The organism is Rhodobacter sp. NSM (assembly GCF_052244495.1).
GTDB lineage: Bacteria > Pseudomonadota > Alphaproteobacteria > Rhodobacterales > Rhodobacteraceae > Cereibacter_A.
The window spans coordinates 623,520-648,754 of the sequence record NZ_JBQPXH010000001.1 but is presented as its reverse complement, the minus strand read 5'-3'; the positions used below and the strand labels follow the sequence as shown (position 1 = coordinate 648,754).

Sequence of the window (25,235 nt, the reverse complement as noted above, 5' to 3'; positions counted from 1 at the left end):
TTACCGCTTGCGCAGGGCCCAGAGGCCCTTGGACGGGTCGTACATGAAGACGGCCGCCCCGAAGAACAGGAGCGCGCAGCCCGCCACGACGCCGAGCGCCAGGGGCTCCACCTCGCGGTAAAGCGCGAAGCGGATCAGCTCGACGGCGTGGGTGAAGGGATTGGCCAGCGCGATGTCCGCCAGCAGCGGACTTGAATCGGTGAGCCGCCAGAGCGGATAGAGCGCGGTCGAGGCGAAGAACATCGGGAAGATCACGAAGTTCATGACACCCGCGAAATTCTCGAGCTGCCGGATCGCCGACGAGATGAAAAGCCCGAGCGCGCCGAGCATGAGCCCCGACAGGAACAGCGCGGGCAGCACCGCCAGATAGCCCAGCGGCGGCGGACGGATGCCCCAGGCAAAGGCGATCAGCAGGAAGGCATAGACCTGCAGGATCGAGACCAGCACCCCCGCCACCAGCTTCGAGCCGAGCAGGAACCAGCGCGGATAGGGGCTGACGAGCAGCGTCCGCATGGCCCCCGTCTCGCGGTCGTAGACCATCGAGAGCGAACTCTGCATCCCGTTGAAGAGCTGGATCATCGCGCAGAGGCCGGGCGTCACGTAGACCTCGTAGAGGACATAGGTCTGGTAGGGCGGCGTGATCGACAGTCCGAGCACCGCCCGGAAGCCCGCCGCAAAGATGAAGAGCCAGACGAGCGGGCGCACGAGAGCCGACAGGAACCGTTCGCGCTGGCGGGTGAAGCGCAGCACCTCACGGCCCGCGATGCCGCCGAAGGCGATGAGATGCCCGCGCATCGTCCGGCCGTGGCCCGGTCGCCTGCTTGCGGAAGTGACCGTCGGAGTGCGGTGCGGCGCAGTCATGCGGTCTCTTCCGTCAGCGCGAGGAACCCCTGCGCGAGGCTGCCGCCCAGATCGGCGGCCCGGCCCGCAAGCCGCACCTCGCCGCGGTGGAGCACCACCACCCGGTCCTCGGGGGCAATCTCCTCCATCATGTGCGTGGCCCAGAGCGCCGAGACTCCTTCGGCCGCGATCAGGTCGCGCACCACCGTCTGAACCTCGGCCCGCGAGCGCAGGTCGAGACCCGCCGTCGCCTCGTCGAGCAGCAGAAGCTCGGGCCGGTGCAGAAGCGCACGGGCAATCTCGGCCCGGCGCTGCTGGCCACCCGAAAGCGTCGCCACGCGGGCGCCGGCCTTCTCGCTCAGGCTGACCAGAGCCAGCACCTCGTCGATGCGGGGCGCGGCCTCGCGCCGCCCGATCCCGTGCAGCGCCGCGTGGTAGCGCAGGTTCTGGACGAGCGTCAGATCCGGGTCGAGCGCCCGGCTCTGGAACACGACGCCCAGCCGGGCCAGCGCCTCGCCCGGCTGGCGGCGGGCATCGAAGCCCGCCACGCGGATCGACCCGCTCGTGGAATCGTAAAGGCGGGTCACGAGCGAGAAGAGCGTGGTCTTGCCGGCCCCGTTCACGCCGAGCAGCGCCACGAAGGCGCCCCGCGGGACGGCGAAGCTCACCTCCCGGAGGGCCCGGACCGAACCGAAGCTGTGGCTCAGTCCGGCGACCTCGAGCGCGGGCGGGGCGGCTGGGGTCATTCCTTGCGCTTCTCCGTCACCGCGAGGTCGGCGTCGAGCTTGATGTCATACTGCCCGTCGGCGCAGAACACGTCGTCGAGTTCGTAGCCTCCGCCGTCCTCCACCTCGATGTTCACGGGGTCGACCTCGCACTGCATCTCGGTCAGCATTGCGTTGATCTTCCCGACGGTGGCCTCGTCGACCTCCTGTGCCGAGGCGGTGGTGGCGGCCAGCACGACGGCCAGCGTGGCAATTTTCTTCATCCTCGTCCTCCCTGTCAGCGGATGTTGAACGTGGCGCGCTGCGTCTCGCCGGACGAGCCGGGGATCGACAGCGTGAAGCTGCCGGGCACGATCGCCACGAAGGAGATCAGCGCCTCCCCAGCTTCGTCGAACTCGATCGAATGCACGCCCATCGGTCGGATCTCGATGCCGTTGATGACGACCTCGTTGATCCAGATGGCGCGGAAGAAGTCTCCACCCGAAAGCGCGAGTTCCGCCGAGCCGTCGGCCACGATCCTGATGCGGTAGAAGGTGCCCGACTTGAGCTCATAGGGTTCGGCCGCGACCGGCTTGCCCGAGGCGAGCGTCAGATCGGCCAGATCCTCGCGGTTGGAGGCCGACATGAGCCCGGCAAAGCCGAAGTCGTGGGCCGCGGCCGGCAGGGCCGGTGGCCCTGCGAGAAGGGCCGCGAGCCCGATGGCGCCGATGCGCTGGATCATGTTCATCCTCCCTGTCAGATCGACTTTCATTCCACCGCCACGACGCCCCAGGGCTGTTCGCCCACCTGAACCGACTTGATCACCTCGTCCGAGGCCACGTCGATGACCGAGATGTCGTTCGAGTTTCCGTTCGTCGTGTAGAGGACTTTCTCATCCGGCGAGAAGGCGAGCTGCCAGACGCGCTGGCCGACGAGCAGGTAGTTCTCGACTTCCCAGGTCTCGCCATTCACCACGGCCACCCGGTTGGCAGGTCCGAGCGCGACATAGGCCTTCGAGCCGTCCTTCGTGACCCGCACCCCGACCGGCTGCAGCGCCTCGGGCAGCACGCCCGGAACCTCGAAGGTGATCTTCTTCTCGATCTGCCCGGCGGCGGGGTCGATCACCGAGACCGTGCCGCCGATCTCGGCCGAGACGAGGAGATGTTGTCCGTCATCGGTGAACTGCGCGAAGCGCGGGCGCTGATCGACCAGCACGTTCGTCGTAATCTCGAAGGTCGAGGTGTCGATGAAATGGGCCATGTTGGTCGTCTCGGAGGTGTTGACGACGATCTTGCCGTCCGGCGAGACGCCCATGCCTTCCGGCTCCACCCCCACAGGCACCTCGGCCAGAACGGTGCGCGTCTCGACATCGACCACGGTCACGATGTTGTCGTCCTCGTTGGCGATGTAGAGCGGGTTGCCCGAGGGGTGCAGCACGAACAGCTCGGGGTCGGGGCCCGAGGGCAGCGACGGCTGCTCCTCGTAGGTATCGGTGCTGAAGACACGCACGAGGTTGTCGTCGGAGGCGCAGACATAGAGCCACTTGCCGTCAGGCGAAGCGGTGATGCCGCGCGGGCGCTGGCCGCCCGGGAAGGTCGCGATCACCTCGAGGCTTTCGCTGTCGAGAACGGTGATGTCGTTTCCCTTCTCGTTCGAGACGAAGATCTTGCCGGCAAGCACCGGGCTCGCCGTGCCGAGGCAGGCCATTGCGGCCAGAAGGCCGATCCGTCGCGTCATCCGGGTTCTCCCTGTCGTGTCAGCCAGAATGCGGTTGCCAGCCAGCCGGCGGCAGGCGGGCATCCCGGCGCTCCTCCCTGTCGTGTCGGACGGCCGGTAGCCGGCCGGCCGATGTGCGCGGTCGTGGCCCGGTTCCCCGGCGGCGGCGGGGCGAACCGTGACATGCGCCTGCCATCCACCGCAAGGCGCCGAACGGACAATCCCTTCCTGACCTGAGCCTCGGCGAGCTGCGCGAGAGCGGCCGCAATGGATGCGGCGGACAACGGTCGCATGTTTCCTCCCACTCCACCGGCGCGCAGGCGGGTCAGCGCGGCGCCGGCAAGACCTCCTCCAGATCTCCTCCCAGATCCTGCCATGCCTCCGTCCCGCCGGGAAACCATTGAATTCCGGAAAAGCCCCACCCGATCGCGCGCTTCGCAGCGTTCCACGACATCCAGCAGTCGCGCTTGCAGAAGATCACCGCCTCGGCGCCGGGATCGCCCTGCGTCGCACGCTCGAGTCCCGCACGCAGATAGGCCTCGTCGGCCTCGGGCAACGCCTCGTACCCCGTATTCGGAAGCCAGGTGCTGCCGGGAATGCTCTGATGCGGCTTGTCGCGCCAGACCGTGCCCTCGGGCAGGCCTTCGGGCCGGGCCGCGCGGGGCAGGACGTCGATGAAGGGGACGCCTCGTGCGTGAAGGGCCAGCGCGTCCTCGGCGGTCAGGCCGGGACGTCCCAAGACCGTGTCGGGCACGGCAGCCCTGTAGGGCTCTCCGCGATAGCCTTCCGGCTCCGGCACGCCGGCCGCGGCCGGCAGGGCCATCAGGCAGACCAGCACGGCCGCGATCTTCATCCGCCTTCCTTCAACCCCTTGCCATAGTCGTCGACGAGCGGCACGCCGGCATCGCGCAGGATCTTGTCGAGCGCGCCCTGCTCTCGACGGATCAGCGAGTTCAGCTCGCGCTTCCAGACATCCTCGCCCTGCCGAACGCCCATCGTGATGCGATAGTAGAGCTTCGGCGAGCCTTCCTCCTTCAGCAGCGGGATGGCCTTGAGATCCGCGTGTTCCTGCACCAGCGGTCCTCCGACCGGCCCCCAGAGCAGCGCCGCGTCCGTCACCCCGGCCTCGACATCGGCGAGCATGTCGCCGGCCGGGTTCTCGACCCGGCGGTCGACCATCAGGTTGTAGGGCTTCGCTGCAGCCATGAGCCCGCGCCGGGCAATATGCGTCGCCGGAGGCGACCCCACCACGACCCCGACCCGCTTTCCCTGCAGCGCAGGGTCCGAAAGGCTCTCGACCTCCGCGAGCGGCCCGTCCGTCCTGACCACCAGCACATGGGTCGACGTGTAGTAGTGGTTGGTGTTCAGCACCAGCTCATCGCCCTGCGCGTAGCCGATCACGACATCGCACTTGCCTGCGAAGAGCGTGTTGCGCGCGAAGCCCGTCACCATGGGAAACCAGGTGTATTCGAGGGGCTTGCCCATCACCTGACCCAGATGTTCGGCAATGCGGTTCTCGAAGCCGCTTCCGTCCCGGGCCGACATCGGAGAATTGGCAGGGTCCGCGCAGACGCGCAGCACATCGTCCGACACGAGATCCGCGACCTGTGCGGGCGCCGGCGCAGCCGCGAGCACGACCGCCGCGGCAATCGCTGCGCGGATCACTCCATGCACGACTTTTCCACCTCGGCATATGCGTCGGTCTTGTCGGCCCGCTTGGCCGGGCGGCCTCGGTCGAGGGCTCCGGATCCGCGGGCGCGCAGATAGGTCCAGATGTCGTCGACGTAGCACATGACGTTCGGGTTGGTGCCGAAGGCGGGCATGACGAGCGTCTTGGCCGCGCCGACCTCCTGCTTGCCGTTCGCGATCGTGGCAAGGAAGTCATAGTAGTCCATCCGCATCACGCTGTCCTTCAGCGCCGGGGCGTAGGTCGATCCCATGCCGTCCGGGCCGTGGCAGACGTGGCACTCCGACTGGTAGCGGCGGTAGCCCGAGAAGGTCGGCCAGTCCACCGTTCCGTCCTCGGCGATGTCGTAGGTGGGCACCTCCTCGGCGTTGAACGAGCGGATGCCGTCCGACGAGGCAACCGCGACGTCCACACCCTGGGCCGCCGCCTCAGCCGAGGCCAGCGACGAGGCGCCGGCCATCAGCGCAAGGCTTGCAATAGCGCCAAGGGACAGAGTGGTCTTCATTCAGTTATCTCCTCCCAGAAGAAAGCCGCCCCCGCGGTGCCCGCGAAGGGCGGCTCCGTTTTTTGTGCAGGACCTGCGTCCCGTCAGGTTCCCAAGGGGGACGGGAACCGCAGTTCGCCGCGTTCGGCGGCGGAGGTCACCGGAGCCCGGGGGCTCCGGTGAGGGTCAAGCTTCAGTCCGGCAGAGCGAAGACGGTCAGCTGGCCGCCAAGCTGGGTGTAGTCCGACAGGGCCGCATAGCCGCCGACCGCGCCCAGACCCTCGTTCGGGTTCGTGAGGCCCGCGGCGAGACCGATGCCCGCCCAGCCGCCGACGCCCGAGAGGATGCCGACATACTGCTTGCCGTTCTGCTCGTAGGTCATCACGTTGCCGATGATGCCCGAAGGGGTCTTGAACTTGTAAAGTTCCTCGCCCGTCTCGGCATCGACCGCCTTCAGATAGCCTTCGAGCGTGCCGTAGAACACGATATCACCCGCAGTGGCCAGCGCGCCGGACCAGACCGAGAACTGCTCGGGCAGCGACCACTTGATCTCGCCCTTCGTCGCGTCCCAGGCGATGAAGTTGCCCATGCCGCCATGGCTGTTCGGCGCGGGATACATCGAGAGAGTGGCGCCGACATAGGGCTGACCGGCCGAGTAGCTCACCCGGTAGGGCTCGTAGTCCATGCAGACGTGGTTCGTCGGCACGTAGAACAGGCCGGTCTTGGGCGAGAAGGAGCCAGGCTGCTGGTCCTTGGAGCCAAGCGCCGCCGGGCACACGCCCGTGGTGTTGGTGTCCTCGCCATTCTGCGCCGTCGAATACTGCGCGACGACCTGCGGACGCCCGTACTGGTCGGACTCCTTGTCCATCACGACTTCCGTCGCCCAGTTCACCGCCGGGTCGTATTTCTCGGCCACCAGCAGTTCGCCCGTCTCGCGGTCGAGCGTGTAGGCGAAGCCGTTCCGGTCGAAGTTGACCAGCAGCTTGCGCATCTGACCGTCGATCTCCTGATCGACGAGGATGTTCTCGTTCACGCCGTCATAGTCCCACTCGTCGTGCGGGGTCTTCTGGTACATCCACTTCGCCATGCCGGTGTCGGCATCGCGCGCCATGATGGTCATCGACCACTTGTTGTCACCCGGACGCTGCGACGGGTTCCAGGTCGAGGGGTTGCCGGTGCCATAATAGACGAGGTTCAGGTCCGGATCGTAGGCATACCAGCCCCAGGTCGTGCCACCGCCGATCTGCCACTGGTCGCCTTCCCAGCTGTCGATCGAGGAGTTCGCACCGACCGGCTTGCCAAGCACCATGGTCTTCTCGGGATCGACCATCATCTCTTCGTCGGGGCCGGTCGAGAAGGCACGCCAGACCTGCTCGCCCGTCTTCATGTCGTAGGCGGTCACGTGACCGCGCACGCCGAACTCGCCACCCGAGATGCCGACGAGCAGCTTGTCCTTCACCGGCAGCACGGTCGCCGTGTTGGTCTGCCCCGCGGCGGGATCGCCATTCTGGACGCTCCACTTCACCTCGCCGGTCTTCGAGTCGAGCGCCACCACGGTCGTATCGGCCTGATGGAGGAAGATCATGCCATCGGCATAGGCCACGCCGCGGTTCACCGTGTCGCAGCACATCACGCCGACGACATCGGGGTTCTGCTGCGGCTTGTAGCTCCACAGGATCTTGCCGTCGTTGGCGAGGTCCAGCGCGTAGACGTTGTTCGGGAACGGCGTGTGGACATACATGATGTTGTCGATCACGAGCGGCGAGCCCTCATGACCACGCAGTACACCGGTCGAGAAGGTCCAGGCCACCTGCAGGTCGCCCACGTTCTCGCGGTTGATCTGGTCGAGTTCCGAATACCGAGTGTTGGCGTAGTCGCCGGTCTGGATCGCCCACTGTTTCGGATCATCCGTCGCCTGGATGACCGAGTCGTTGGCAAAGACCGGCGCAGACGACAGCAACAGGGTCGCAAGCAGACCCGTCTTCAGCATCTTCATTGGCTCCTCCCGATGTTGATTTCTTGGATTTGGTTTTTGTGTCTCGGCGGTCACGGTTTCCTCCCCGAAACCTTCGACGCCATCTCCGGACTTCATGCTACGGCGCGTCGATTTGCAGCGTCAACTTTGCCCGTCCCGCTTTAAGCCCAAAGTATGACCGGGCGGAGCATCGCCGGATCGGCCGGCAAAAATGCCTGCCGACGCGCCATTTTCAGCCCTCCGCCGGCATCTGTGCGGGCGACTCTTCCGCCTCCATCACTTCTCCCTCCGAGAAGGTCCCGAGGTAGGCGATGATGTCGGCCAGTTCCTGCGGCTTCCGGATCCCGGGGAAGGCCATCTTGGTGCCCGGCATCGCCTTGCGCGGATTGGTCAGGAAGTTCTCGAGTTCGGCGTGATCCCATACGAGGCCGCTGGAGCCGGCCTCGGACAGCGCGTCGCTGTAGGAAAACCCGTCGATCGAGGCCGCGGGCCGGCCGATCACGCCCGTCAGAACCGGGCCGGTCTTGTTCTGGGCATCCGCACCGATCTGGTGGCAGGCGAGGCACTTGCGGAAGGCCTTCTCGCCGGCGGCCGGATCGCCCTCCGCCAGCACGGCGGATGCGGCGCCGAACGCGAGGGCGCCGGCGAGGAGTGCGGTCAGTCTCATGGATTTCTCCCTTTGCGGTTGGCTCGGGGACGACCTGCGACGCAGGCCGTCGCGGCCGGCAGCATCGCCGGCCGTCTCGGTGGCACCGTCACTGGGGAAAATCGTTACGGCTTCCGGGAAAGGACCCGTCAGTACACAACGACCGAGCGGATGGACTCGCCCGCATGCATGAGGTCGAAGCCCTTGTTGATGTCCTCGAGCTTCAGGATGTGGGTGATCATCGGGTCGATCTGGATCTTGCCCTCCATGTACCAGTCGACGATCTTCGGAACGTCGGTCCGGCCACGTGCGCCGCCGAAGGCCGAGCCCTTCCAGACCCGCCCCGTCACCAGCTGGAACGGCCGCGTCTGGATCTCGGCCCCGGCCGGCGCAACGCCGATCACGATCGACTGGCCCCAGCCACGATGGCATGCCTCGAGCGCCTGGCGCATCACTTTCACGTTGCCCGTGCAGTCGAAGGTGTAATCCGCCCCGCCGATCTGGTCGAACGGCGTCTTGGTCATGTTCACGAGATGGGCCACGATGTCGCCGTCGATCTCGGTCGGGTTGACGAAATGGGTCATGCCGAAGCGCTCCCCCCATTCCTTCTTGTCGTTGTTGAGGTCGACCCCGATGATCATGTCGGCGCCCGCGAGCTTCAGCCCCTGGATGACGTTGAGGCCGATGCCGCCCAGCCCGAACACCACCGCCTTCGCGCCGATCTCGACCTTGGCCGTATTGATCACCGCGCCGATGCCGGTGGTGACGCCGCAGCCGATGTAGCAGATCTTGTCGAAGGGCGCGTCCGGCCGGACCTTCGCCACCGCGATCTCGGGCAGGACCGTGTAGTTCGAGAAGGTCGAGCAGCCCATGTAGTGCAGGATCGGCGTGCCATCGAGCATCGAGAAGCGGCTGGTGCCGTCGGGCATCAGCCCCTGCCCCTGCGTGCCGCGGATCGCGGTGCAGAGGTTCGTCTTCTGGCTGAGGCAGGAGGGGCACTGCCGGCATTCCGGCGTGTAAAGCGGGATGACGTGGTCGCCCGGCTTCACGCTGGTCACGCCGGGACCCACCTCGACCACCACGCCTGCGCCCTCGTGGCCGAGGATTGCCGGGAACATGCCCTCGGGGTCGGCGCCTGAGAGGGTGAACTCGTCAGTGTGGCAGATGCCGGTGGCCTTGATCTCGACCATCACCTCGCCGGCTTTCGGGCCTTCGAGATTGACCTCCATGATCTCGAGCGGCTTGCCGGCCTCTACGGCTACGGCGGCACGGGTGCGCATGTAACTCTCCCTCTTCTGAGCCCGCAGCTGGATCGCGGGCCTGATACAGTTCCAACCTTAAGGGGTAATGCGGCCCGCGGCATTCGGAAAAAAGGATGAGGAAGCTGGACTTGCATCCTTCGAAAATGCTGGTGCGGGCGTGGGTTGCGTCGTGACGGCAGCCCACCCGGTCGGAGCGCGCACAGCGCTCCTGCAGGTGTGTTGGCGCACCTCCGGACGATGGCGGGCCCAACCGGTCTCCTGCAGCTTCGCGGCACGGGATTGCCCCACGCATGGCCCTCCGGCCCGGGACCGGAGGGCGCCTTGGTTCCGGCCTCAGCTATGTCAGGCGGCAAGCTTCCCGGAGCGTTTCGCGATATGCGTCGCGATCGCATCCATCAGGGGAGGCGACAGCGCGTCATAGGGCTCGAGTCCCAGTTCGCGGAGGCGCGCCCGGATGCCGTCCATTCGGTCCGGCGAGACGCCACTCTCGATCACCGAGGAGACGAAGGCTGCAAATCCCGGCGCCGCCCAGCCATCCTCGGACGACAGTTCGGTGTGGATGAAATCGAGGCCATAGAACGGATGGTCCTTGTTCTCGATCCGGCCATACATATGCGTGCCGCAGCCGGTGCAGGCGTAGCGTTGGATCGCCATGCTGGGGTCGACGACCTTCAGCTTGTCACCGTTCGCGACCACTTCCACCGCATCCCGGGGAACGACCGCCACCATGCTGAAGGTCGCCCCGTCGGGCTTCCAGCATTTCGTGCAACCGCAGACGTGGTTATGCGCCGACTGCGCGTTGATCCGCACCTCCACGGGCCGGTCGGTGCACTTGCACCTCAAGGTCCCGCCCTGGAAATCGTTGCTGGCTGGCGTGATCCCGCCATCGACCGACGGATGGATCCCAACGTCACTGTGAGTCATGTCACTCATCGCATCCTCCCTGACATGCAGCATCCCTGACATGCACGGCGATTGTCTCAGGGAGATCCGAGTCCAGCGAGTCAGCCATTCGGCGGAGATCACGGCGCACCTCTCCGCGCATGGACCGCATCCGGACGGACGCGCCTGACGTCTCGATCATCTGCGTCCGGCCGGCCGGATGACCGGCGGGCGGGGCGTCGCGGCCCTTCCCGGCGGCGTCGCCCTGCGACCGGTGTCGCAGCCGCGCAGGGCGCCGCCCATCCACCCTTCGTCCGGCTTGTCCGGAGGCCGTGCCGCTGCATCATGAGGGCATGAAGCAGCTTCTCCTGGCCCTCCTTGTTTCCGCCGGTCCGGCCTGTGCCGACGAGCCGTGGCAGGGTCGCAGCGTCGCCTTCTTCGGCGTCACCTTCCTCGACATGTCCACCGAAGGCGACCTGAACGGCGTCCGTCCCGACGAAATCGCGCGGATCGAGATGGTCGAGCGTCAGGCAGCCGAGGCGATGCGCGAGCACGGGCTGGAGATCCTCGACCTCGCCCCGGTCGCGGACGACCTCAGGCACATCCGGAACCCGGCACAGTGCAACGGCTGCGATGTCAGGATCGCCGGGAAGCTCGGCGCGGACTATGCCGTCGTGAGCGAGGTTCAGAAGACCTCGAACCTGATCCTGGCGATCAACCTCTACGTCAAGGATGTCGCGAGCGGGCGTCAGATCCGGGGCCAGGCGGTGGACATCCGCGGAAACACCGACGAGAGCTGGCAACGCGGCATGCGCTACATCCTGGAGCGCAACGTCTTCCGCTGAAACGGGATCATCTCGTCCAACCCACGGCCCGAACCGCGGCGGTCATTCGCGAAGCGCGAATTGCATGACCGCCAAAGCCGGCAACGCGCGGGTCGCGGGCCGGCAGGGACCCGCGACAACGGCGATCAGGCCCGCTGAGCCTGTGCGATTTCCAGAGGCGCCGGCATCATCCGGTCGATCGTCGCAAGCAACGGCAGATCGAGCGTCGAGAGGTCCTCGAGCAGCGCCAGCCGCGGCAGTTCCAGCACACCCTCCTCGTGGAGGGCCAGAAGCTCGCGCTGCACCAGATCGTCCCGCGCCTCGTCGAGTTGCGCCGCGCTCAGCGCGAGCAGCGTCGCGATGTCCTCGGGGCGGCACTGCAGCGTCATCCGCAGATTGCCCATCCGGTCACGTTCCGCCAGCCGATGCGCGCAGATCGAAAGGAAGGCGGCCAGCCGCTCGGCCGGAGCGAGCGTCGAGCGGATGCGCGTGAAGGTCCGGCGCTGCGCCGCCGCCTGCGCGGCCACCGCGGCCAGCGCGCCGTAGAGGCGGGCGTCGCGCAGAGCCGCCGCCTCGACCTCGTGCACGTCATACCAGCAGACCTCGGACGGGACGACCGCCGTCACCCGCATCTCGCGGTTGCCGCGGAACGCCTCGCCCAGCGGCTCGCCGATCGACACGACATCCATACCCATCTCGGCAGAGCAACGCAGCAGCAGCCCGGACCGCAGGATGCCGAACCGGCCGCCCTTGAGGCTGACGTCCGTCGGTGCCGCGCCGGGCATGAGGGTTTCGGTTTCAGGGTTCAGCGGCCAGACCGACGCGGCCCGCGCGCCAATCGCTGCGCAAAGGGCGTTGTTTCGCTGGCAGCAGGTCTGGCAATGCGAGGTCGATCGGCACGGCATGTCCTCAGTCCTCCCGAAGTCTCGCCCTTGGAGCGAGTGTTTGCATGTCGGCAACCGCTAACTGGTGAAAATCTCCGCCCGAGGCGGGACACGGGAACCTGAGTAGGCGATGCGGAATTTGCGCACTTTGACCTGCGTCAATTCGCCCTTTGGCTCAGGCCGGGGTGCCGCCTTCTGCGCGCAATCCCGCCAAGAGGGCCCCGGCGTCGAATTCCTCATTGTCCGACAGGGTGATAAGCGCCGGAAGGTCGATGATCTCGAACCGCAACGGGGTGAGAATCGAGATCAGGCCGTCCCGCGAGAAGGCCTGCACGGTGCGCGAGATCGATTCAACCGTGGTGCCCAGGTAGTGGGCAAGATCGTTGCGCGCGATCGGGACGTTCACGACGATTCGTTCCGCGTCGTGCGTGAGTTCGCTGGTCTGATGCGGCCAGCGGCGGCACAGCATCAGAAGGTAGGTGGCCAGCCGCGCCGCCACCGTCGCGCCAGCACGCAAGGTGATCCACTCCCGCGCCGCGTCCAGCTCGTCCAGAACGGCCAGCAGCACCGCATGCTCGAGATCAGGACAGCTGCGCACAAGATTCTCGAAGGCGTGACGCTCGAAACAGCAGAGCGTCACCTCCGTCGCGGCCTCGATCGAGTAGTCCGACCTCTCGGAGAAGACGCGGCCGAACATGTCCGTCGGGACGAGCAACCCCACGATCTGCGACCGGCCGTCCGAAAGAAGACGCTCCATCCGCAGCACGCCACGCACCACATTGCCCACATATTCGAGTGCGCCGCCCTGCGGCACCACCACCGCATCGCGAGGGAAGACCCGAAGGCGCGAGATGGCGTCCAGCTTGCGCATCGTGGACGGCGTCAGCCCACGACGGAGTCCGGCATGATGGAACTTGGCATCAGCGCCAAGCCGCGTGACCTCGTTGCGCGCCAGAGGACGCTCCATCGCTACCGCTCCGATACCGAAACCCGTTGACGGTCCAAGTCTTAACGCCAATGGCCTCAAGAGCAACCGAGGATAGCAGATCCGCGTCACTCCGGCCACCGGCGGGCCTGCGACTGTGGCAATCGGCAGCGCCGTGGCGCTTCATGCGGCCTCGCGGATCTCGCGCACGAGGGGGATCACGCGGCTTCCGTAGAGCTCGATCGAGCGCATCAGCCTGTCATGCGGCAGCGGCCCCATCGAATACTTCAGCTGGAAGCGCGAAAGCCCGAGCGTCGAGCAGGTCCCGGCTATGCGCCGCGCCACCGTCTCGGGCGAGCCGACATACATCGACCCGTGCTCGACCTCGCGCAGGAAATCCTCGCGGCTGAGGCTCGGCCATCCGCGCTCGGCCCCGAGGCGGTCATGGAGCGCCTTATAGGCGGGGAAGGCTTCCTCGCGCGCCTGCTCGTCGGTCTCGGCGACATGCCCCGGCGAGTGGACGCCGAGCGGCATGGGGTCGAGCCCCGCCTGTTCGGACGCGCGGCGGTAAAGGTCGACGAAGGGCAGGAAGCGCCGCACCGGGCCGCCGATGATGGCGAGGATCATCGGCATCCGGAACCTGACGGCCCGCACCACGGACTCGGGGCTGCCGCCGACGCCGATCCACGTCCGCACACCGGACCCGCCCAGCGGCGGCCAGACCCTCTGGCGTTCGAGCGGGCTGCGCGTGGAGCCCGCCCAGGTTACTTCCTCCTCGCGGATCAGGCGCGAGAAGAGGTCGAGCTTCTCCTCGAAGAGCGTGTGGTAGTCTGCCAGATCGAAGCCGAAGAGCGGGAAGCTCTCGGTGAAGGAGCCGCGCCCGAGTGTGACCTCCGCCCGTCCCCCGGTGATCGCGTCGAGGGTCGAGAACCGCTCGAAGAGCCGCACCGGGTCATCCGAGCCGAGCACGGTCACCGCAGTCCCGAGGCGTATGCGGCCGGTGCGGGCGCCGATGGCGGCGAGGAGGATCTCGGGGGCCGAGATGGCGAAGTCGTCGCGGTGATGCTCGCCAAGGCCGATGGCATCCACGCCCACCGCGTCGGCGAGCACCGCCTCTTCCACGACATTCCGCAGGACTTCCCTCTGCGGGAGAAGCTGCCTCTCCGTGTTCCAGGTGACATCGCCGAAAGTGTCGAGGCCGAATTCGAGGGTCATGTGCATCTGTCCATTGCCGGTCCCTCCTGATGTAGCACGCGCGGCCGCGGATTTCCCCGGCGCGGAAGCACAGGCGCCCTGCCGGCCTGCACAGAAGCCGGCGCGGCTCCGCACGGTTCCGGGAGCGGCGGGAACAGAGCGGCGCCCGAGCGGGTTGCGCGGCCGTCCATGGCCGGCGCCGGGCGGGGACCCTCCGGAGCGCCGGCCGAGAAATCCAGAAGGAGAGACACATGCAACTCGACGGCAAGACCATCGCCATCCTGATCGCCCCGCGCGGCACCGAGGATGTGGAGTTCGTCCGCCCCCGCGAGGCGCTGAAAGAGGCCGGCGCGACCGTCGTCGCGGTGGGCCTCGAGGCTGGCGAGGCCCGGACCGTGAACGGCGACCTCGACCCGGCCGGCCAGCACCAGGTGGACCGCACCTTCGCCGAGGTCTCCGCTGCGGAGTTCGACGGACTGGTCATCCCCGGCGGAACGGTCGGCGCCGACCGCCTCCGCGCCAGCGACGAGGCGATGGAGTTCGTGCGCGGCTTCTTCCGGCACGGCAAGCCGGTCGCCGCGATCTGCCACGGCCCCTGGGCGCTGGTCGAGGCCGACGTGGTCGACGGGCGCAAGCTCACCTCCTATCCCTCGCTCGCGACCGACATCCGCAATGCGGGCGGCACCTGGGTGGATCAGGAGGTCGTGGTCGATCAGGGTCTGGTGACCAGCCGCAAGCCCGACGATCTCGATGCCTTCTGCGCAAAGATCATCGAGGAATTTGCCGAAGGCGTGCACGAAGGACAGCGGCGGAGCGCCTGAGCGGCCGCCGCGCCCATCGGCATCAGCTTGCCGAGCGTCGTGAAAACTTCATTAGACCTGTGGACTTGGAGCCGATAGGCACCAGAATGGTCACGAGGACGTGTGCCGCCCGCAGGCGGCACACGCGGTTCACGAAGGAGGCTTCATGCGCATTGCGGTTCTGGGTGGGGACGGCTTCGTCGGCTGGCCGACGGCACTTCATCTCTCGGACCTCGGACACGAGATCCACATCGTCGACAACCTCTCGCGGCGATGGATCGACACCGAGCTTGGCGTGCAGTCCCTGACGCCGATGGACTCGATCCAGGAGCGCTGCCGGATCTGGCATCAGGAGACTGGGCACCGGCTGCACTTCCACCTGCTCGACCTGCGGGAGTACGACCGGATCCGCGCGTGGCTGGAAGAGTACCGGCCCGAGGCGATCATCCATTTCGCCGAGCAGCGCGCCGCGCCCTATTCGATGAAGTCGGACCGCCACAAGGTCTACACCGTCAACAACAACGTCAATGCGACGCACAACCTGCTGGCGGCCATGGTCGAGACGGGCATCGATGCGCATCTGGTCCATCTGGGCACGATGGGCGTCTACGGCTACTCGACCGTCGGCGCGCCGATCCCCGAGGGCTATCTCGACGTGACGGTAGAGACGCCCGCGGGCCCGAAGGATCTCGAGATCCTCTACCCGACGCGTCCGGGTTCGGTCTACCACATGACCAAGAGCCTCGATCAGATCCTCTTCCAGTATTACGCGCAGAACGACGGGCTCCGCATCACCGACCTGCACCAGGGCATCGTCTGGGGCACGCACACGAGCCAGACGCGCCGTCACCCGCAGCTCATCAACCGCTTCGACTACGACGGCGATTATGGAACCGTGCTGAACCGCTTCCTGATCCAGGCGGCCATCGGATATCCGCTGACCGTCCACGGCACGGGCGGGCAGACGCGCGCCTTCATCCACATCCAGGATTCGGTGCGCTGTGTCGAGCTGGCGCTGTCGGACGCGCCCAGGGCCGGAGACCGGGTGAAGATCTTCAACCAGATGACCGAGACCCACCGCGTGCGCGACCTGGCCGAGATGGTGGCCCGGATGACCGGCGCGAAGGTCTCCTACCTGCCCAACCCGCGCAAGGAAGCCGACGAGAACGAGCTGCTGGTGAAGAACGACCAGTTCCTCGCGCTCGGGCTGCAGCCGATCACGCTGGCCGAGGGCCTTCTGGCCGAGGTGGTGGACGTGGCCAAGAAGTTCGCCCACCGGATCGACCGCAGCCGCGTGCCCTGCGTCTCGGCCTGGACCAAGGACATCGCGCAACGGGTCGAGCATGACCCCGAGGGGCGGCGGCTGCGCTCGGTGTCCTGATTGGAACTGGAAGCCGAAGGTCCGGCCGGCTCGACGCGGGCCTATGTCACGCTGGTCACCAATGCGGACTATGCGCTGGGGGCGCGGGCGCTTTTGCGGTCGCTCGCCCTCAGCGGAACGACCGCGGACAGCGTGGTGATGCACACCGACGTGCCTGATGAGGCGCTGGCGCCTCTCAGGTCGCTGGGGGCCCGCCTCGTGCGGGTGGATCTGCTGCCGACCTCGGCGGAGTTCAACGCCGCGCACGCCCGCGATGCGCTGCACGCGCGGGCGGCCTTCACGAAGGGCGGCAAGCCGCCCTTCCACACGCCGCTCGACAACTTCGCCAAGCTTCGTCTCTGGCAACTCGTGGAGTACGAGTCCGTGGTCTTCATCGATGCGGATGCACTCGTGCTGCGCAACGTTGACCGGCTGTTCGACTACCCCGAGTTCTGCGCCGCCCCCAACGTCTACGAGAGCCTTTCCGACTTCCACCGGATGAACTCGGGCGTGTTCACCGCCCGGCCGTCCGACGAGACATTCCGCCGGATGCTCGCGCGGCTCGACGTGCCCGGCGCCTTCTGGCGGCGCACCGATCAGAGCTTCCTGCAGGAGTTCTTCCCCGAGTGGCAGGGACTGCCCGTGTTCTGCAACATGCTCCAGTATGTCTGGTTCGCCTTGCCGGAACTCTGGAACTGGGACCAGATCCGCATCCTGCATTTCCAGTACGAGAAGCCGTGGCAGGACCATGACAAGGCTGACCGGCTGCGCCCGCTGATCGAACTGTGGCGCGCCTATGCCGGGGATGGACCGGTGCCCCTGCTCGCGGACCTGCCGGCGCCATGCGCGTCGCGCTGACAGGCGCAGGCGGCCTCGTCGGCCGCTTCATTGCCGAAGCCGCGCGGGAGGCCGGCCACGATCTGGTGCTTCTCTCGCGCCAGCCCGCCGAAGCACCGGGCGAACACAGGCCCTACGACCTCCTCTTGCCACCGCCGCCGCTGGAGGATGTCGACGCGCTGATCCACTGCGCCTTCCAGCACGTGCCGGGCCGCTACCGCGGCGGCGAAGGCACGGATCCCGAGGGCTTCCGCCGCGCGAACCTCGAGGGCACGCTCCGGCTCTTCGAGGCGATGCGCGGCCGCCGCATCCTCTTCCTGTCTTCGCGCGCGGTCTTCGACGGCTACCCGCCCGGCACCCTCCTGACCGAGGGCATGCCGCCCTGCCCCGCAAGCCTCTACGGAGAGGTCAAGGCCGAGGCCGAGGAGGCGCTGTTCGGCGGCGGCGGCGGGGCCAGCCTCCGCGCGACCGGCGTCTACGGTCCCGGACCCGATCACAAGTGGCGCAGGCTGTTCGCCGACTTCCTTGCCGGCCGACAGGTGGAACCGCGCGTGGCGACCGAAGTCCATGGTGCCGATCTCGCAGCCGCAGCAATGCTGCTTCTCGACAGCGAGGCATCGGGCGCCTTCCACCTGTCCGACATCGTCCTCGACCATCACGACCTCCTGGCCGAGGTGGCTCGGGTCACGGGCGTCGAGCGCCCGCTGCCTCTCCGGGCCGACGCCACCCGGCTGAGTTTGCTCGATTGCCGCCGCCTTCCCGCGCTGGGCTGGCGTCCCGGTGGCCACGACCTTCTTCGCCGGTCGATTCCGCTCATGATTTGAGCAGCGGCTTTCCGCCCACCATCTCGACGACACGCTTGCACGGCCCGCAGCACCCTGCCGCCGAATCACGCGCAAGTTTCGGTCGATCGGACGCGACCGGGAGTTGCAAAACTGCGCGCCGAGGCCGAAACAGGACTGGTCTTCGCGAAATTGATGCTCCGATGGTCGGTAAACCGCCGATTCAGCCTTGGCCAATCGCGAGGCAACAGGCATTCTCCGGCGCATAGAACCGATGCCGATAGCCTGATTTTGCCTGTTGCCAGGCACAAGCCCCCCAGCGCCCTTTGCGGGTGCAGCATTATGTGAAACATTGAGCGGGTCACTCAGGGCCCACATATTCAGCAGATCGATTGCCAAGAGGTCGCGCATGTCTTCGAAGAAGGTCGCAACTGCCATCTTCCCCATCGCAGGAATGGGAACGCGGTTCCTGCCCGCGACGAAATCCATTCCGAAGGAGATCCTCACCCTCGTCGACAAGCCGCTGATCCAGTATGCGGTCGAAGAGGCTCGCGAGGCGGGGATCGAGGATTTCATCTTCGTGACCTCGCGCGGCAAAGGTGCGCTGGAGGACTTTTTCGACGTCAACCAGCCGCTGGAGCGCGCCCTGCGCGCCGCCGGCAAGACGGACCTCCTCGCCACGCTCGAAGCGACCAACATCGACAGCGGCCATGTGGCCTATGTCCGCCAGCACGAGGCGCTCGGCCTCGGTCACGCGGTCTGGTGCGCACGGCGGCTCGTGGGCGACCGCCCCTTCGCCGTGATCCTGCCCGATGACATGGTCGTGGCCGACCGGCCCTGCCTCGCCCAGATGATGGAGGCCCATGCCGAGGTCGGCGGAAGCATCATCGCCACGATGGAGGTGGCGCCGGAGAAGGCCTCCTCCTACGGGATCCTCGATGTCGAGGAGCGTCAGGGCGCCCTGATCCGCCCGCGGGGCATCGTCGAGAAGCCGAAGGCCGGCACGGCGCCGTCGAACTTCGCCGTCATCGGCCGCTACATCCTCGGGCCGCGCGTGATGCGCCACCTCGACCGGCGCACGGTCGGAGCGGGGGGCGAGATCCAGCTCACCGACGCGATCGCCCACGAACTCGCCACCCATCCCGGTTCGGTTCATGGCCTGCGCTTCAGCGGCGAGCGCTTCGACTGCGGCTCGAAGGCCGGCTTCCTGCAGGCGACGGTCGCCCTGGCGCTGCAACGCGCGGACCTGCGCGACGAATTCTCCGCCTTCCTGCAAGCGATCACCGCGCAGCATGGCATCGGCGCCCCCAATGTCTCGCCGCTGCGCAGCATCGCCGCCGCCAGCTGAACTCCGGAAAGTCTGCAGATTGCGCATCCTCTATCTCGCCCATGATCTGGACGACAGCGCCATCTGGCGGCGCGTCGCCATGCTGCGCGCCGGCGGGGCGACGATCGAGCTCGCCGGTTTCCGGCGTCGCGAAGGCCCGCTGCCCGAGGAGGCGACGCTTCTCGGGCGCACCGCCGATGCACGCATGGCGCAGCGGGCCGTCTCGGTCCTCAAGGCCGTCACCTCGTTGTCCCGCAGCCTCGGCGGAATCGCTCCGCCCGACGTGATCCTGGCCCGCAACCTCGAGATGCTGGCCCTTGCGGCGCGGGCAAAGGCGCTCTGGCCCGAGGCGCTGGTGGTCTACGAGGTGCTCGACATCCACCGCATGATGCTGGGCGATGGCCCGCGCCCCAAGGCGATGCGCGCGCTCGAGCGGCGGCTCCTGCGCCGCGTGGGGCTTGTGCTCACCTCGTCGCCGGGCTTCATCAACGAGTATTTCCAGCCCTACCGGCAGACCCGCGCTCCGATCCGGCTGGTCGAGAACAAGTGCTTCTACGCCGGCGCCGCCGTTCCGGCCGTCCCACCGCGGCGGCCGGTCGAGGGGCCGATTACCATCGGATGGTTCGGCATCCTTCGCTGCTCATGGTCGCTCGACTGTCTCGACCGTGTGACACGCGCGTCACCCGGACGCTTCAGGGTCCTGCTGCGCGGCAAGCCTGCCCTCGACCAGATGCCGCGGTTTCACGAGACGGTGGCCGCCAATCCGGACCTCGAGTTCGGCGGCGCCTACCGGAACCCGGAGGACCTCGCCGACATTTACGGACAGGTCCACCTTTCCTGGCTCGTCGACCGTTTCGACGCCGGGAAGAATTCGGACTGGCTGCTGCCGAACAGGCTCTACGAGGGCTGCCGCCACCACGCGGTGCCGGTCGGGCTGGCCGGCACGGAAGTGGCCAACTTCCTTGGCGACTGCGGCATCGGCCTGACGGTGCCCATGCCGCAGTCGGACGAGGTCTCGCGCCTGCTCGCGACGCTCACCCCGGAACGGGTCGAAGCGCTGCGAAAAAGGGTTTCGGAAATTCCGGCCGCGGTCTGGACGACCGGGCCGGAGGAATGTCAGGATATCACCGGCCTGATGGCCCAGGTCGCGGCAGCCCGCGGCCGGCGGCGTCAGGCGGCGATGCGTCGGAAAGGCTGGTTCACGACATGACGTCGCGTGTGCTCATCGTCATCCCCACGCTCAACGAGGCGCTGCACATCGACTGCGTGCTCGACGGGCTCATGCCCTTCGTGCGGCGGCATCCCGCGCGGATCGTCGTCGCGGACGGCGGCTCGACCGATGGCACGAGGGAACTGGTGGCCGCCCGTCCAGAGCCCGAGATCGTGCTGATCGACAATCCGCGCCGCCTGCAGAGCGCCGCGGTCAACCTCGCGGTCGAGCAGTTCGGCGACGAGGCGGAGATGCTGATCCGGATCGACGCGCACAGCGCCTATCCCGACGACTACTGCGACGTTCTGCTGGCCGAGGCGCAGGCGACCGGCGCGGAATCCGTGGTCGTGGGGATGAAGGCCGTGGGCTCGGGGTTCTGGCAGAGCCTTATTGCGGCGGCGCAGAACTCGCGCGTGGGCAATGGCGGCTCTGCCCATCGGGTGGCGCCGGTGGGACGCTTCGTCGATCACGGCCACCACGCACTGATGCGGATCGACGCCTTCCGCCGCGTCGGCGGCTACGACGAGAGCTTCAGCCACAACGAGGATGCCGAACTCGATCTCCGCCTGCGGCGCGAGGGCTTCCGCATCTGGCTCACGCCCCGCACGCGCGTCAACTACTTCCCGCGCCGCAGCATCCGGGCTCTGGTGAAGCAGTATTTTGCCTTCGGCATGGGACGCGCCCGCAACATCCTCAAGCACCGGTCGCGCCCGGGCCTGCGGCAGGCCGTTCTGGTGGCGCTGACTCCTGCCCTCGCCCTGTCGCTGCTCTTCCCGCTGCACTGGGCCTTCACCATTCCCCTGCTGCTCTGGACCGCGGGTTGCCTGATCGGCGGCGTGATGATCGCGCGCGAGATCGGCTCGCCGGGCGGCATCCTCTCGGGCTTCGCCGCCGGCGCCATGCATGTTGCCTGGTCCGCAGGCTTCTGGGTGCACCTCTTTCGCCACATCCTGGGTGAGCCGGGACAAACCGAGGAAGCCGCCGCATGAGTGAGACCCGGATCGCGATCGGGATCTGCACCTTCCGGCGACCCGGCATCGCGGCGACGCTCGCCTCGGTCGGTGCCCTGCGCTGGCCCGAGGGCTTCAACGGCACGGTGATCGTCGCGGACAACGACGAGACGCCCTCGGCGCGTGGCACGGTCGAGTCCGCGGCCAAGGGGCTGCCGTTGCCGGTGTGCTATCTGCATGCGCCTGCGCGCAACATCTCGGTGGCGCGGAACGCGATCCTCGAGGCGGCTCTCGTCCGCCAGATCGACCGGCTTGCCTTCATCGACGACGACGAGATGGTCGAGCCCGCGTGGATCGCCGAGATGATCGGTGCCCTGTCGAGAACCGGGGCGGATGCGGTGCTGGGCCCGGTGCGGGCGGAGCATGGCGCCGACGCACCCGCCTGGATGCGCGAGGGCGCCGTCCACGACACGCGCCCCACCTTCCTGCCCGACGGGTCAATCAAGTCGGGCTACACCTGCAACGTGCTGATGGACCTCTCGACGCCCGCGCTCGAGGGCCTGCGGTTCGATCCGGTGCGCGGACGCTCGGGCGGCGAGGACACTGCCTTCTTCGAGGCGATGCTCCGCCGCGGCGGACGCCTCGCCTTCGCGCCCGACGCTTTGGTGCGCGAAATGGTCCCCGCCGACCGGGCGCGGCTCGGCTGGCTCCTGCGGCGGCGCTACCGGATGGGCCAGACCCATGCGAGCCTGATTGCAGGGCGGACGGCCGCCACCCGTGCCCGCCAAGGGGCCGCTGCGCTCGCCAAAGCCGCGGCCTGTGCGGGCATGGCTGCCACAGCACTTCACATTCCGCTCAGACGCAACAATGCCTTGTTGCGGGGCGCGCTGCACGTGGGCACACTGTCGGCACTTTTCGGCGCACGCCCGATCGCGATCTACGGCGACACGACGCGTCTGCCTCCAGACCTTGATACAAACACAGATACTTATCTCGTTTCGAGGAGCAGAACTTGAAGCAGTTCGGATTCCGCATCGCCGACAGCGACCCGCGCATCGATACGCCTGTCGCAACGGTGGCTCCTGCGGACACCATCGATCTCTCCCGGCTCCTGAGCGCGGCGCGGCGACAGCGCCGCGTCATGATGATCTCCTGTGCCGTGGGCCTCTGCCTCGGCCTTGTCTATCTGGCCACCACCCCGAAGACCTTCGTGTCGGGCTCGACCGTGCTGATGGCCGGCAAGGTGAGCCGCTCGATCGAGGAAGTCTCCGCCATTGACACCTCCGCGTCCGAAAACGCGCTCGAGAGCGCGCAGGAGGTGATCCGGTCGCAGCCGGTCGCCCTTGCTGTGGTGGACATGCTGAAGCTCACCGAGAACGAGTCTTTCCTGAACAAGCCCGAACCGCTGCTGGCCACGGTCGTGGATGGCGCGAAGGAGATCGTGCGCGCCCCGATCCGCCTGATCTCGCCCTCTGCGCCGGCCTCACCGGACGGCCCGCCGCCGACACCCGAGCAGATCGCCGAGCGCAAGCGGCAGCTTATCGCCACCGCGCTTGCGGAGAAGATCGACGTGATGCGCGTCGGCCGGTCCAGCGTGTTCCAGATCTCCTATGCCTCGCACGATCCATCCCTTGCCGCCGCTGTGGCCAATGCCTATGCCGAGGCCTATGTCTCGGACCTGCTGAACGCCAATTACGATGCCACCGAGCGCACGACCGAGTGGCTGCGCGAGCGGCTCGAGGCGCTTCAGGCGCAGGCGCGCGAGGCCGCGGTCGAAGCCGAGATCTTCCGGTCGGAGAACGGGCTCGTCTCGACGCGGGGCGCGCTGATCACCGAGGAGAACGTCTCGAAGCTGAACGCCGACCTCGCCATCTCCACGACGGAGACTGCGCGTGCGCAGGCCCTGATGAACACCTACGAGGACATCCTCAACCGCGGACCCGAGGCTTTCCTGTCCGAGCGCAGCTCCGGCTTCTCGCTTCAGGGCAATGAGCGCCTGATCGACATGCAGGACCAGCTCTCTGCGCTCTCGGCGCGCCTCGACCGGATCGAGCGCGACTTCGGGCCCGAGCATCCGCAGGCGGTGCGCCTGCGCGAACAGGTCTCGGCGCAGACCAACGTGCTCTTCGGCGAGGTTCGCCGGCTGCACGAAGAGGCCCGCGGCCAGTTCAACGTGTCCAGCGCCCAGGTGCAGGCGCTGCGGGAAAGCCTCGGCCTCGCGGTCGATGTGAACTCCGAAGCCGGGCGCAAGCAGGTGCAACTCAAGTCGCTGGAACAGCGGGCAGAGACGCTCCAGACGCTCTACCAGACCTTCCTCACCCGCTTCCAGGAGATCGACCAGCAAAAGAGCTTCCCGATCTCCAATGTCCGCATCCTTTCACATGCAGAGATTCCGTTGAATCCATCGGGGCCGAGCACGATGCGCGTCCTGGCGCTGATGCTGGTGCTCGGCGGGATGGCCGGCGCGGGCATCGCCGTGCTGCGCGAATGGCGCGACCGCTTCGTCCGGACCGGCGAGGACATCCAGTTCGACGTCGGCCAGCGCTTCCTTGGCTACCTGCCCCATTTCGATGCCGCCAACGGCGCGCCGCAGCTGTCCCGGCAGGCCCGCAGTGCGCCCTTGAAGCTCAGCGAGCCGGTTCCGGGCATGCCCGTGGTCCGCAAGCCCATCCATGCCCTGCAGCATCCGCGCTCGCATTACGCCGAGACGCTTCGGAACATCCGCTTCTCCTCCGAGGTCAGCCTCGCCGGCAAGTCGCAGATCGTCATGGGGATCACCTCGATCCGCCCGGCCGAGGGCAAGTCCTCGGTGGCGCTGAACCTCGCGGCGGTCATGGCGGCTTCGGGCAATTCGGTGCTGCTGATCGACACCGACCCCCGCAACCCCGGCCTCAGCCGCCGGCTTGGGCTGACGCGGGGGGTGGGCCTCGTCGAGGCCGCCCTCGGGCGCGCCGACTGGACCAAGGCGCTTCGCGTGATCGGCGACAGTGGGGTGCATCTGCTGCCCTGCATCACACCCGGAATGATGACCCACTCCAGCGAGATGCTCGGCTCGAAGGGGATGCGGCAACTCCTCGCCGCCGCGCGCGCGCGCTACAGCCACGTCATCCTCGACCTCGCCCCTCTCGGCCCGGTGATCGATGCCCGTGTCGTCGTGCCGCTGGTCGATCAGGTCGTGATGGTGGCCGAATGGGGCAAGACGCCCAAGGCGCTTCTGCGCGAGACGCTGATGAACGAGCCGACGCTGATGGAGAAGACGCTCGGCATCGTGCTGAACAAGGTCGACATGGAGTCGCTGCGGGACTACGTGCCCCAGACCGGCGGCGAGCATTACTACGAAGAATACGGCGACTACTTCTCGGGCCGCAGCGGCACGAGCTGACGCCGCCTGCCGTCGGGCGCCCGACAAGGCGTCCGTGCAGGGCTCTGGCGCGTCCGGGCCAGCCGCACGGAGGCCGGGAACGCCCGGCACGAAGGGCAAGGCTCGCAGCATCGCGTGAGCGGCAGTTGGAGACGAAAACACGCCCTCTCGGCATCACTTTGCTGAGAGGGCTCCCTGTGCGCTCCTGTCCCTTTAAATTCGGCAACTTCCTGCCTATCTATAAGAGAGCATAGCAACTGCGAGTTGCGCCTTGAGGAGGGCCCAATGCGCTTGGCAGGCTTCTTGACGGGAATGTGCGGGGCAGCGGTTCTGGTTGCTGGCGCGACTTGGCGTGTCGGCTTCTCGGGATGGGCGATTGCAGGGTTTGTCGCGGCGACGCTGGTGACTTCCCAATTGCTCTATCTTGGCCTCATCCTTTTGATGGTGCACGAAGAATCCTACAGCCGTGAAGAGCGAAAGCCCTCCGACAGCACGGCCGATGCACTGCTTCCGATTCGGGATTCGCAGCAGTCGGGCTACTGACCCTTCCGGCTCGAGACGGCCGTTGCGGCGCGCGGTCGTGGG

The 25,235-nt window shown here is 67.3% G+C and carries 26 protein-coding genes; 11 read left to right on the top strand and 15 right to left on the bottom strand.

Features of this window, described 5'->3' with window-relative positions; translation table 11 throughout:
• The 12 genes from ACTVZP_RS03060 to gfa form a co-directional block, all read right to left on the bottom strand.
• A complete protein-coding gene (locus ACTVZP_RS03060) occupies window positions 1-861 on the bottom strand; it encodes an ABC transporter permease (RefSeq protein ID WP_443210612.1) in 861 nt (286 codons plus the stop codon).
• Window positions 858-1,586, bottom strand: coding sequence for an ATP-binding cassette domain-containing protein (locus tag ACTVZP_RS03055; protein WP_443210611.1), 729 nt, complete (start codon window positions 1,584-1,586; stop codon window positions 858-860). Before ACTVZP_RS03055 ends, ACTVZP_RS03060 begins: the two co-directional genes overlap by 4 nt.
• Window positions 1,583-1,828 (bottom strand): PepSY domain-containing protein, encoded by a 246-nt coding sequence (locus tag ACTVZP_RS03050; protein ID WP_443210610.1) that lies wholly within the window; start codon window positions 1,826-1,828, stop codon window positions 1,583-1,585. Before ACTVZP_RS03050 ends, ACTVZP_RS03055 begins: the two co-directional genes overlap by 4 nt.
• 14 nt (window positions 1,829-1,842) lie before the next feature.
• Window positions 1,843-2,286 carry a hypothetical protein gene (locus ACTVZP_RS03045; protein ID WP_443210609.1) on the bottom strand — a complete coding sequence of 148 codons (444 nt, stop codon included), beginning with the start codon at window positions 2,284-2,286 and terminating at the stop codon, window positions 1,843-1,845.
• A gap of 26 nt (window positions 2,287-2,312) precedes the next feature.
• Complete coding sequence (locus ACTVZP_RS03040) at window positions 2,313-3,281, bottom strand: YVTN family beta-propeller repeat protein (RefSeq protein WP_443210608.1); 969 nt, start codon at window positions 3,279-3,281, stop codon at window positions 2,313-2,315.
• 304 nt (window positions 3,282-3,585) lie between these two features.
• Entirely contained in the window at window positions 3,586-4,113 is a 528-nt protein-coding gene (locus ACTVZP_RS03035; protein ID WP_443210607.1) for a PQQ-dependent catabolism-associated CXXCW motif protein, read from the bottom strand.
• Entirely contained in the window at window positions 4,110-4,934 is an 825-nt protein-coding gene (locus tag ACTVZP_RS03030; protein WP_443210606.1) for a substrate-binding domain-containing protein, read from the bottom strand. The genes ACTVZP_RS03035 and ACTVZP_RS03030 overlap by 4 nt, the downstream gene beginning before the upstream one ends.
• On the bottom strand, window positions 4,922-5,452 hold the full coding sequence (locus ACTVZP_RS03025) for a c-type cytochrome, methanol metabolism-related (protein WP_443210605.1): 531 nt from the start codon (window positions 5,450-5,452) through the stop codon (window positions 4,922-4,924). The genes ACTVZP_RS03030 and ACTVZP_RS03025 overlap by 13 nt, the downstream gene beginning before the upstream one ends.
• 172 nt (window positions 5,453-5,624) lie before the next feature.
• Window positions 5,625-7,427, bottom strand: coding sequence for a methanol/ethanol family PQQ-dependent dehydrogenase (locus tag ACTVZP_RS03020; protein WP_443210604.1), 1,803 nt, complete (start codon window positions 7,425-7,427; stop codon window positions 5,625-5,627).
• A gap of 211 nt (window positions 7,428-7,638) precedes the next feature.
• Window positions 7,639-8,073 (bottom strand): c-type cytochrome, encoded by a 435-nt coding sequence (locus ACTVZP_RS03015; protein WP_443210603.1) that lies wholly within the window; start codon window positions 8,071-8,073, stop codon window positions 7,639-7,641.
• Between the two features lie 128 nt (window positions 8,074-8,201).
• A complete protein-coding gene (locus ACTVZP_RS03010) occupies window positions 8,202-9,332 on the bottom strand; it encodes an S-(hydroxymethyl)glutathione dehydrogenase/class III alcohol dehydrogenase (RefSeq protein ID WP_443210602.1) in 1,131 nt (376 codons plus the stop codon).
• Window positions 9,333-9,656: 324 nt separating this feature from the next.
• Entirely contained in the window at window positions 9,657-10,247 is a 591-nt protein-coding gene (gfa, locus tag ACTVZP_RS03005) for an S-(hydroxymethyl)glutathione synthase (protein ID WP_443210601.1), read from the bottom strand.
• Between the two features lie 302 nt (window positions 10,248-10,549).
• Here gfa and ACTVZP_RS03000 point away from each other — a divergent pair, with 302 nt between their 5' ends.
• Window positions 10,550-11,041 (top strand): DUF3280 domain-containing protein, encoded by a 492-nt coding sequence (locus ACTVZP_RS03000; RefSeq protein WP_443210600.1) that lies wholly within the window; start codon window positions 10,550-10,552, stop codon window positions 11,039-11,041.
• 125 nt (window positions 11,042-11,166) lie between these two features.
• Here ACTVZP_RS03000 and ACTVZP_RS02995 read toward each other — a convergent pair whose 3' ends face one another.
• The 3 genes from ACTVZP_RS02995 to ACTVZP_RS02985 all read right to left on the bottom strand — a co-directional run bounded on the left by ACTVZP_RS02995 (window position 11,167) and on the right by ACTVZP_RS02985 (window position 14,044).
• The gene (locus tag ACTVZP_RS02995) at window positions 11,167-11,805 is read right to left on the bottom strand and encodes a Crp/Fnr family transcriptional regulator (RefSeq protein WP_443210599.1); all 639 of its coding nucleotides are present in this window, start codon (window positions 11,803-11,805) and stop codon (window positions 11,167-11,169) included.
• A gap of 274 nt (window positions 11,806-12,079) precedes the next feature.
• Window positions 12,080-12,871: a Crp/Fnr family transcriptional regulator gene (locus ACTVZP_RS02990; protein WP_443210598.1), complete on the bottom strand. Its 792-nt coding sequence runs from the start codon at window positions 12,869-12,871 to the stop codon at window positions 12,080-12,082.
• A 141-nt stretch (window positions 12,872-13,012) separates the two neighbouring features.
• Window positions 13,013-14,044, bottom strand: a complete 1,032-nt coding sequence (locus tag ACTVZP_RS02985; protein WP_443210597.1) for an LLM class flavin-dependent oxidoreductase — start codon at window positions 14,042-14,044, stop codon at window positions 13,013-13,015.
• Window positions 14,045-14,274: 230 nt separating this feature from the next.
• On the opposite strand from ACTVZP_RS02985, the gene ACTVZP_RS02980 reads away from it, so the two are divergent.
• The 10 genes from ACTVZP_RS02980 (at window position 14,275) to ACTVZP_RS02935 (ending at window position 25,193) form a co-directional block, all read left to right on the top strand.
• Entirely contained in the window at window positions 14,275-14,844 is a 570-nt protein-coding gene (locus tag ACTVZP_RS02980; protein WP_443210596.1) for a type 1 glutamine amidotransferase domain-containing protein, read from the top strand.
• A 145-nt stretch (window positions 14,845-14,989) separates the two neighbouring features.
• Complete coding sequence (locus tag ACTVZP_RS02975; RefSeq protein ID WP_443210595.1) at window positions 14,990-16,204, top strand: NAD-dependent epimerase/dehydratase family protein; 1,215 nt, start codon at window positions 14,990-14,992, stop codon at window positions 16,202-16,204.
• Entirely contained in the window at window positions 16,205-17,041 is an 837-nt protein-coding gene (locus tag ACTVZP_RS02970; protein ID WP_443210594.1) for a glycosyltransferase, read from the top strand. It abuts the gene before it with no gap.
• Window positions 17,026-17,844 carry an NAD-dependent epimerase/dehydratase family protein gene (locus ACTVZP_RS02965; RefSeq protein ID WP_443210593.1) on the top strand — a complete coding sequence of 273 codons (819 nt, stop codon included), beginning with the start codon at window positions 17,026-17,028 and terminating at the stop codon, window positions 17,842-17,844. The genes ACTVZP_RS02970 and ACTVZP_RS02965 overlap by 16 nt, the downstream gene beginning before the upstream one ends.
• Window positions 17,845-18,211: 367 nt before the next feature.
• The gene (locus ACTVZP_RS02960) at window positions 18,212-19,150 is read left to right on the top strand and encodes a UTP--glucose-1-phosphate uridylyltransferase (protein WP_443210592.1); all 939 of its coding nucleotides are present in this window, start codon (window positions 18,212-18,214) and stop codon (window positions 19,148-19,150) included.
• A 19-nt stretch (window positions 19,151-19,169) separates the two neighbouring features.
• Window positions 19,170-20,339, top strand: coding sequence for a glycosyltransferase (locus tag ACTVZP_RS02955; RefSeq protein WP_443210591.1), 1,170 nt, complete (start codon window positions 19,170-19,172; stop codon window positions 20,337-20,339).
• On the top strand, window positions 20,336-21,328 hold the full coding sequence (locus ACTVZP_RS02950; RefSeq protein ID WP_443210590.1) for a glycosyltransferase family 2 protein: 993 nt from the start codon (window positions 20,336-20,338) through the stop codon (window positions 21,326-21,328). Before ACTVZP_RS02955 ends, ACTVZP_RS02950 begins: the two co-directional genes overlap by 4 nt.
• Window positions 21,325-22,305, top strand: coding sequence for a glycosyltransferase (locus ACTVZP_RS02945; protein ID WP_443210589.1), 981 nt, complete (start codon window positions 21,325-21,327; stop codon window positions 22,303-22,305). Before ACTVZP_RS02950 ends, ACTVZP_RS02945 begins: the two co-directional genes overlap by 4 nt.
• On the top strand, window positions 22,302-24,671 hold the full coding sequence (locus ACTVZP_RS02940) for a GNVR domain-containing protein (RefSeq protein WP_443210588.1): 2,370 nt from the start codon (window positions 22,302-22,304) through the stop codon (window positions 24,669-24,671). The genes ACTVZP_RS02945 and ACTVZP_RS02940 overlap by 4 nt, the downstream gene beginning before the upstream one ends.
• A gap of 264 nt (window positions 24,672-24,935) precedes the next feature.
• Entirely contained in the window at window positions 24,936-25,193 is a 258-nt protein-coding gene (locus ACTVZP_RS02935) for a hypothetical protein (protein ID WP_443210587.1), read from the top strand.
• The last annotated feature ends 42 nt before the right edge of the window (window positions 25,194-25,235 follow it).

Coding starts and splice junctions, on each gene's coding strand:
- ACTVZP_RS03060 (WP_443210612.1), bottom strand. CDS start 861: ATGACTGCGCCGCACCGCACTCCGACGGTCACTTCCGCAAGCAGGCGA.
- ACTVZP_RS03055 (WP_443210611.1), bottom strand. CDS start 1,586: ATGACCCCAGCCGCCCCGCCCGCGCTCGAGGTCGCCGGACTGAGCCAC.
- ACTVZP_RS03050 (WP_443210610.1), bottom strand. CDS start 1,828: ATGAAGAAAATTGCCACGCTGGCCGTCGTGCTGGCCGCCACCACCGCC.
- ACTVZP_RS03045 (WP_443210609.1), bottom strand. CDS start 2,286: ATGATCCAGCGCATCGGCGCCATCGGGCTCGCGGCCCTTCTCGCAGGG.
- ACTVZP_RS03040 (WP_443210608.1), bottom strand. CDS start 3,281: ATGACGCGACGGATCGGCCTTCTGGCCGCAATGGCCTGCCTCGGCACG.
- ACTVZP_RS03035 (WP_443210607.1), bottom strand. CDS start 4,113: ATGAAGATCGCGGCCGTGCTGGTCTGCCTGATGGCCCTGCCGGCCGCG.
- ACTVZP_RS03025 (WP_443210605.1), bottom strand. CDS start 5,452: ATGAAGACCACTCTGTCCCTTGGCGCTATTGCAAGCCTTGCGCTGATG.
- ACTVZP_RS03020 (WP_443210604.1), bottom strand. CDS start 7,427: ATGAAGATGCTGAAGACGGGTCTGCTTGCGACCCTGTTGCTGTCGTCT.
- ACTVZP_RS03015 (WP_443210603.1), bottom strand. CDS start 8,073: ATGAGACTGACCGCACTCCTCGCCGGCGCCCTCGCGTTCGGCGCCGCA.
- ACTVZP_RS03010 (WP_443210602.1), bottom strand. CDS start 9,332: ATGCGCACCCGTGCCGCCGTAGCCGTAGAGGCCGGCAAGCCGCTCGAG.
- gfa (WP_443210601.1), bottom strand. CDS start 10,247: ATGAGTGACATGACTCACAGTGACGTTGGGATCCATCCGTCGGTCGAT.
- ACTVZP_RS03000 (WP_443210600.1), top strand. CDS start 10,550: ATGAAGCAGCTTCTCCTGGCCCTCCTTGTTTCCGCCGGTCCGGCCTGT.
- ACTVZP_RS02995 (WP_443210599.1), bottom strand. CDS start 11,805: ATGCCCGGCGCGGCACCGACGGACGTCAGCCTCAAGGGCGGCCGGTTC.
- ACTVZP_RS02990 (WP_443210598.1), bottom strand. CDS start 12,871: ATGGAGCGTCCTCTGGCGCGCAACGAGGTCACGCGGCTTGGCGCTGAT.
- ACTVZP_RS02985 (WP_443210597.1), bottom strand. CDS start 14,044: ATGACCCTCGAATTCGGCCTCGACACTTTCGGCGATGTCACCTGGAAC.
- ACTVZP_RS02980 (WP_443210596.1), top strand. CDS start 14,275: ATGCAACTCGACGGCAAGACCATCGCCATCCTGATCGCCCCGCGCGGC.
- ACTVZP_RS02975 (WP_443210595.1), top strand. CDS start 14,990: ATGCGCATTGCGGTTCTGGGTGGGGACGGCTTCGTCGGCTGGCCGACG.
- ACTVZP_RS02965 (WP_443210593.1), top strand. CDS start 17,026: ATGCGCGTCGCGCTGACAGGCGCAGGCGGCCTCGTCGGCCGCTTCATT.
- ACTVZP_RS02960 (WP_443210592.1), top strand. CDS start 18,212: ATGTCTTCGAAGAAGGTCGCAACTGCCATCTTCCCCATCGCAGGAATG.
- ACTVZP_RS02950 (WP_443210590.1), top strand. CDS start 20,336: ATGACGTCGCGTGTGCTCATCGTCATCCCCACGCTCAACGAGGCGCTG.
- ACTVZP_RS02945 (WP_443210589.1), top strand. CDS start 21,325: ATGAGTGAGACCCGGATCGCGATCGGGATCTGCACCTTCCGGCGACCC.
- ACTVZP_RS02935 (WP_443210587.1), top strand. CDS start 24,936: ATGCGCTTGGCAGGCTTCTTGACGGGAATGTGCGGGGCAGCGGTTCTG.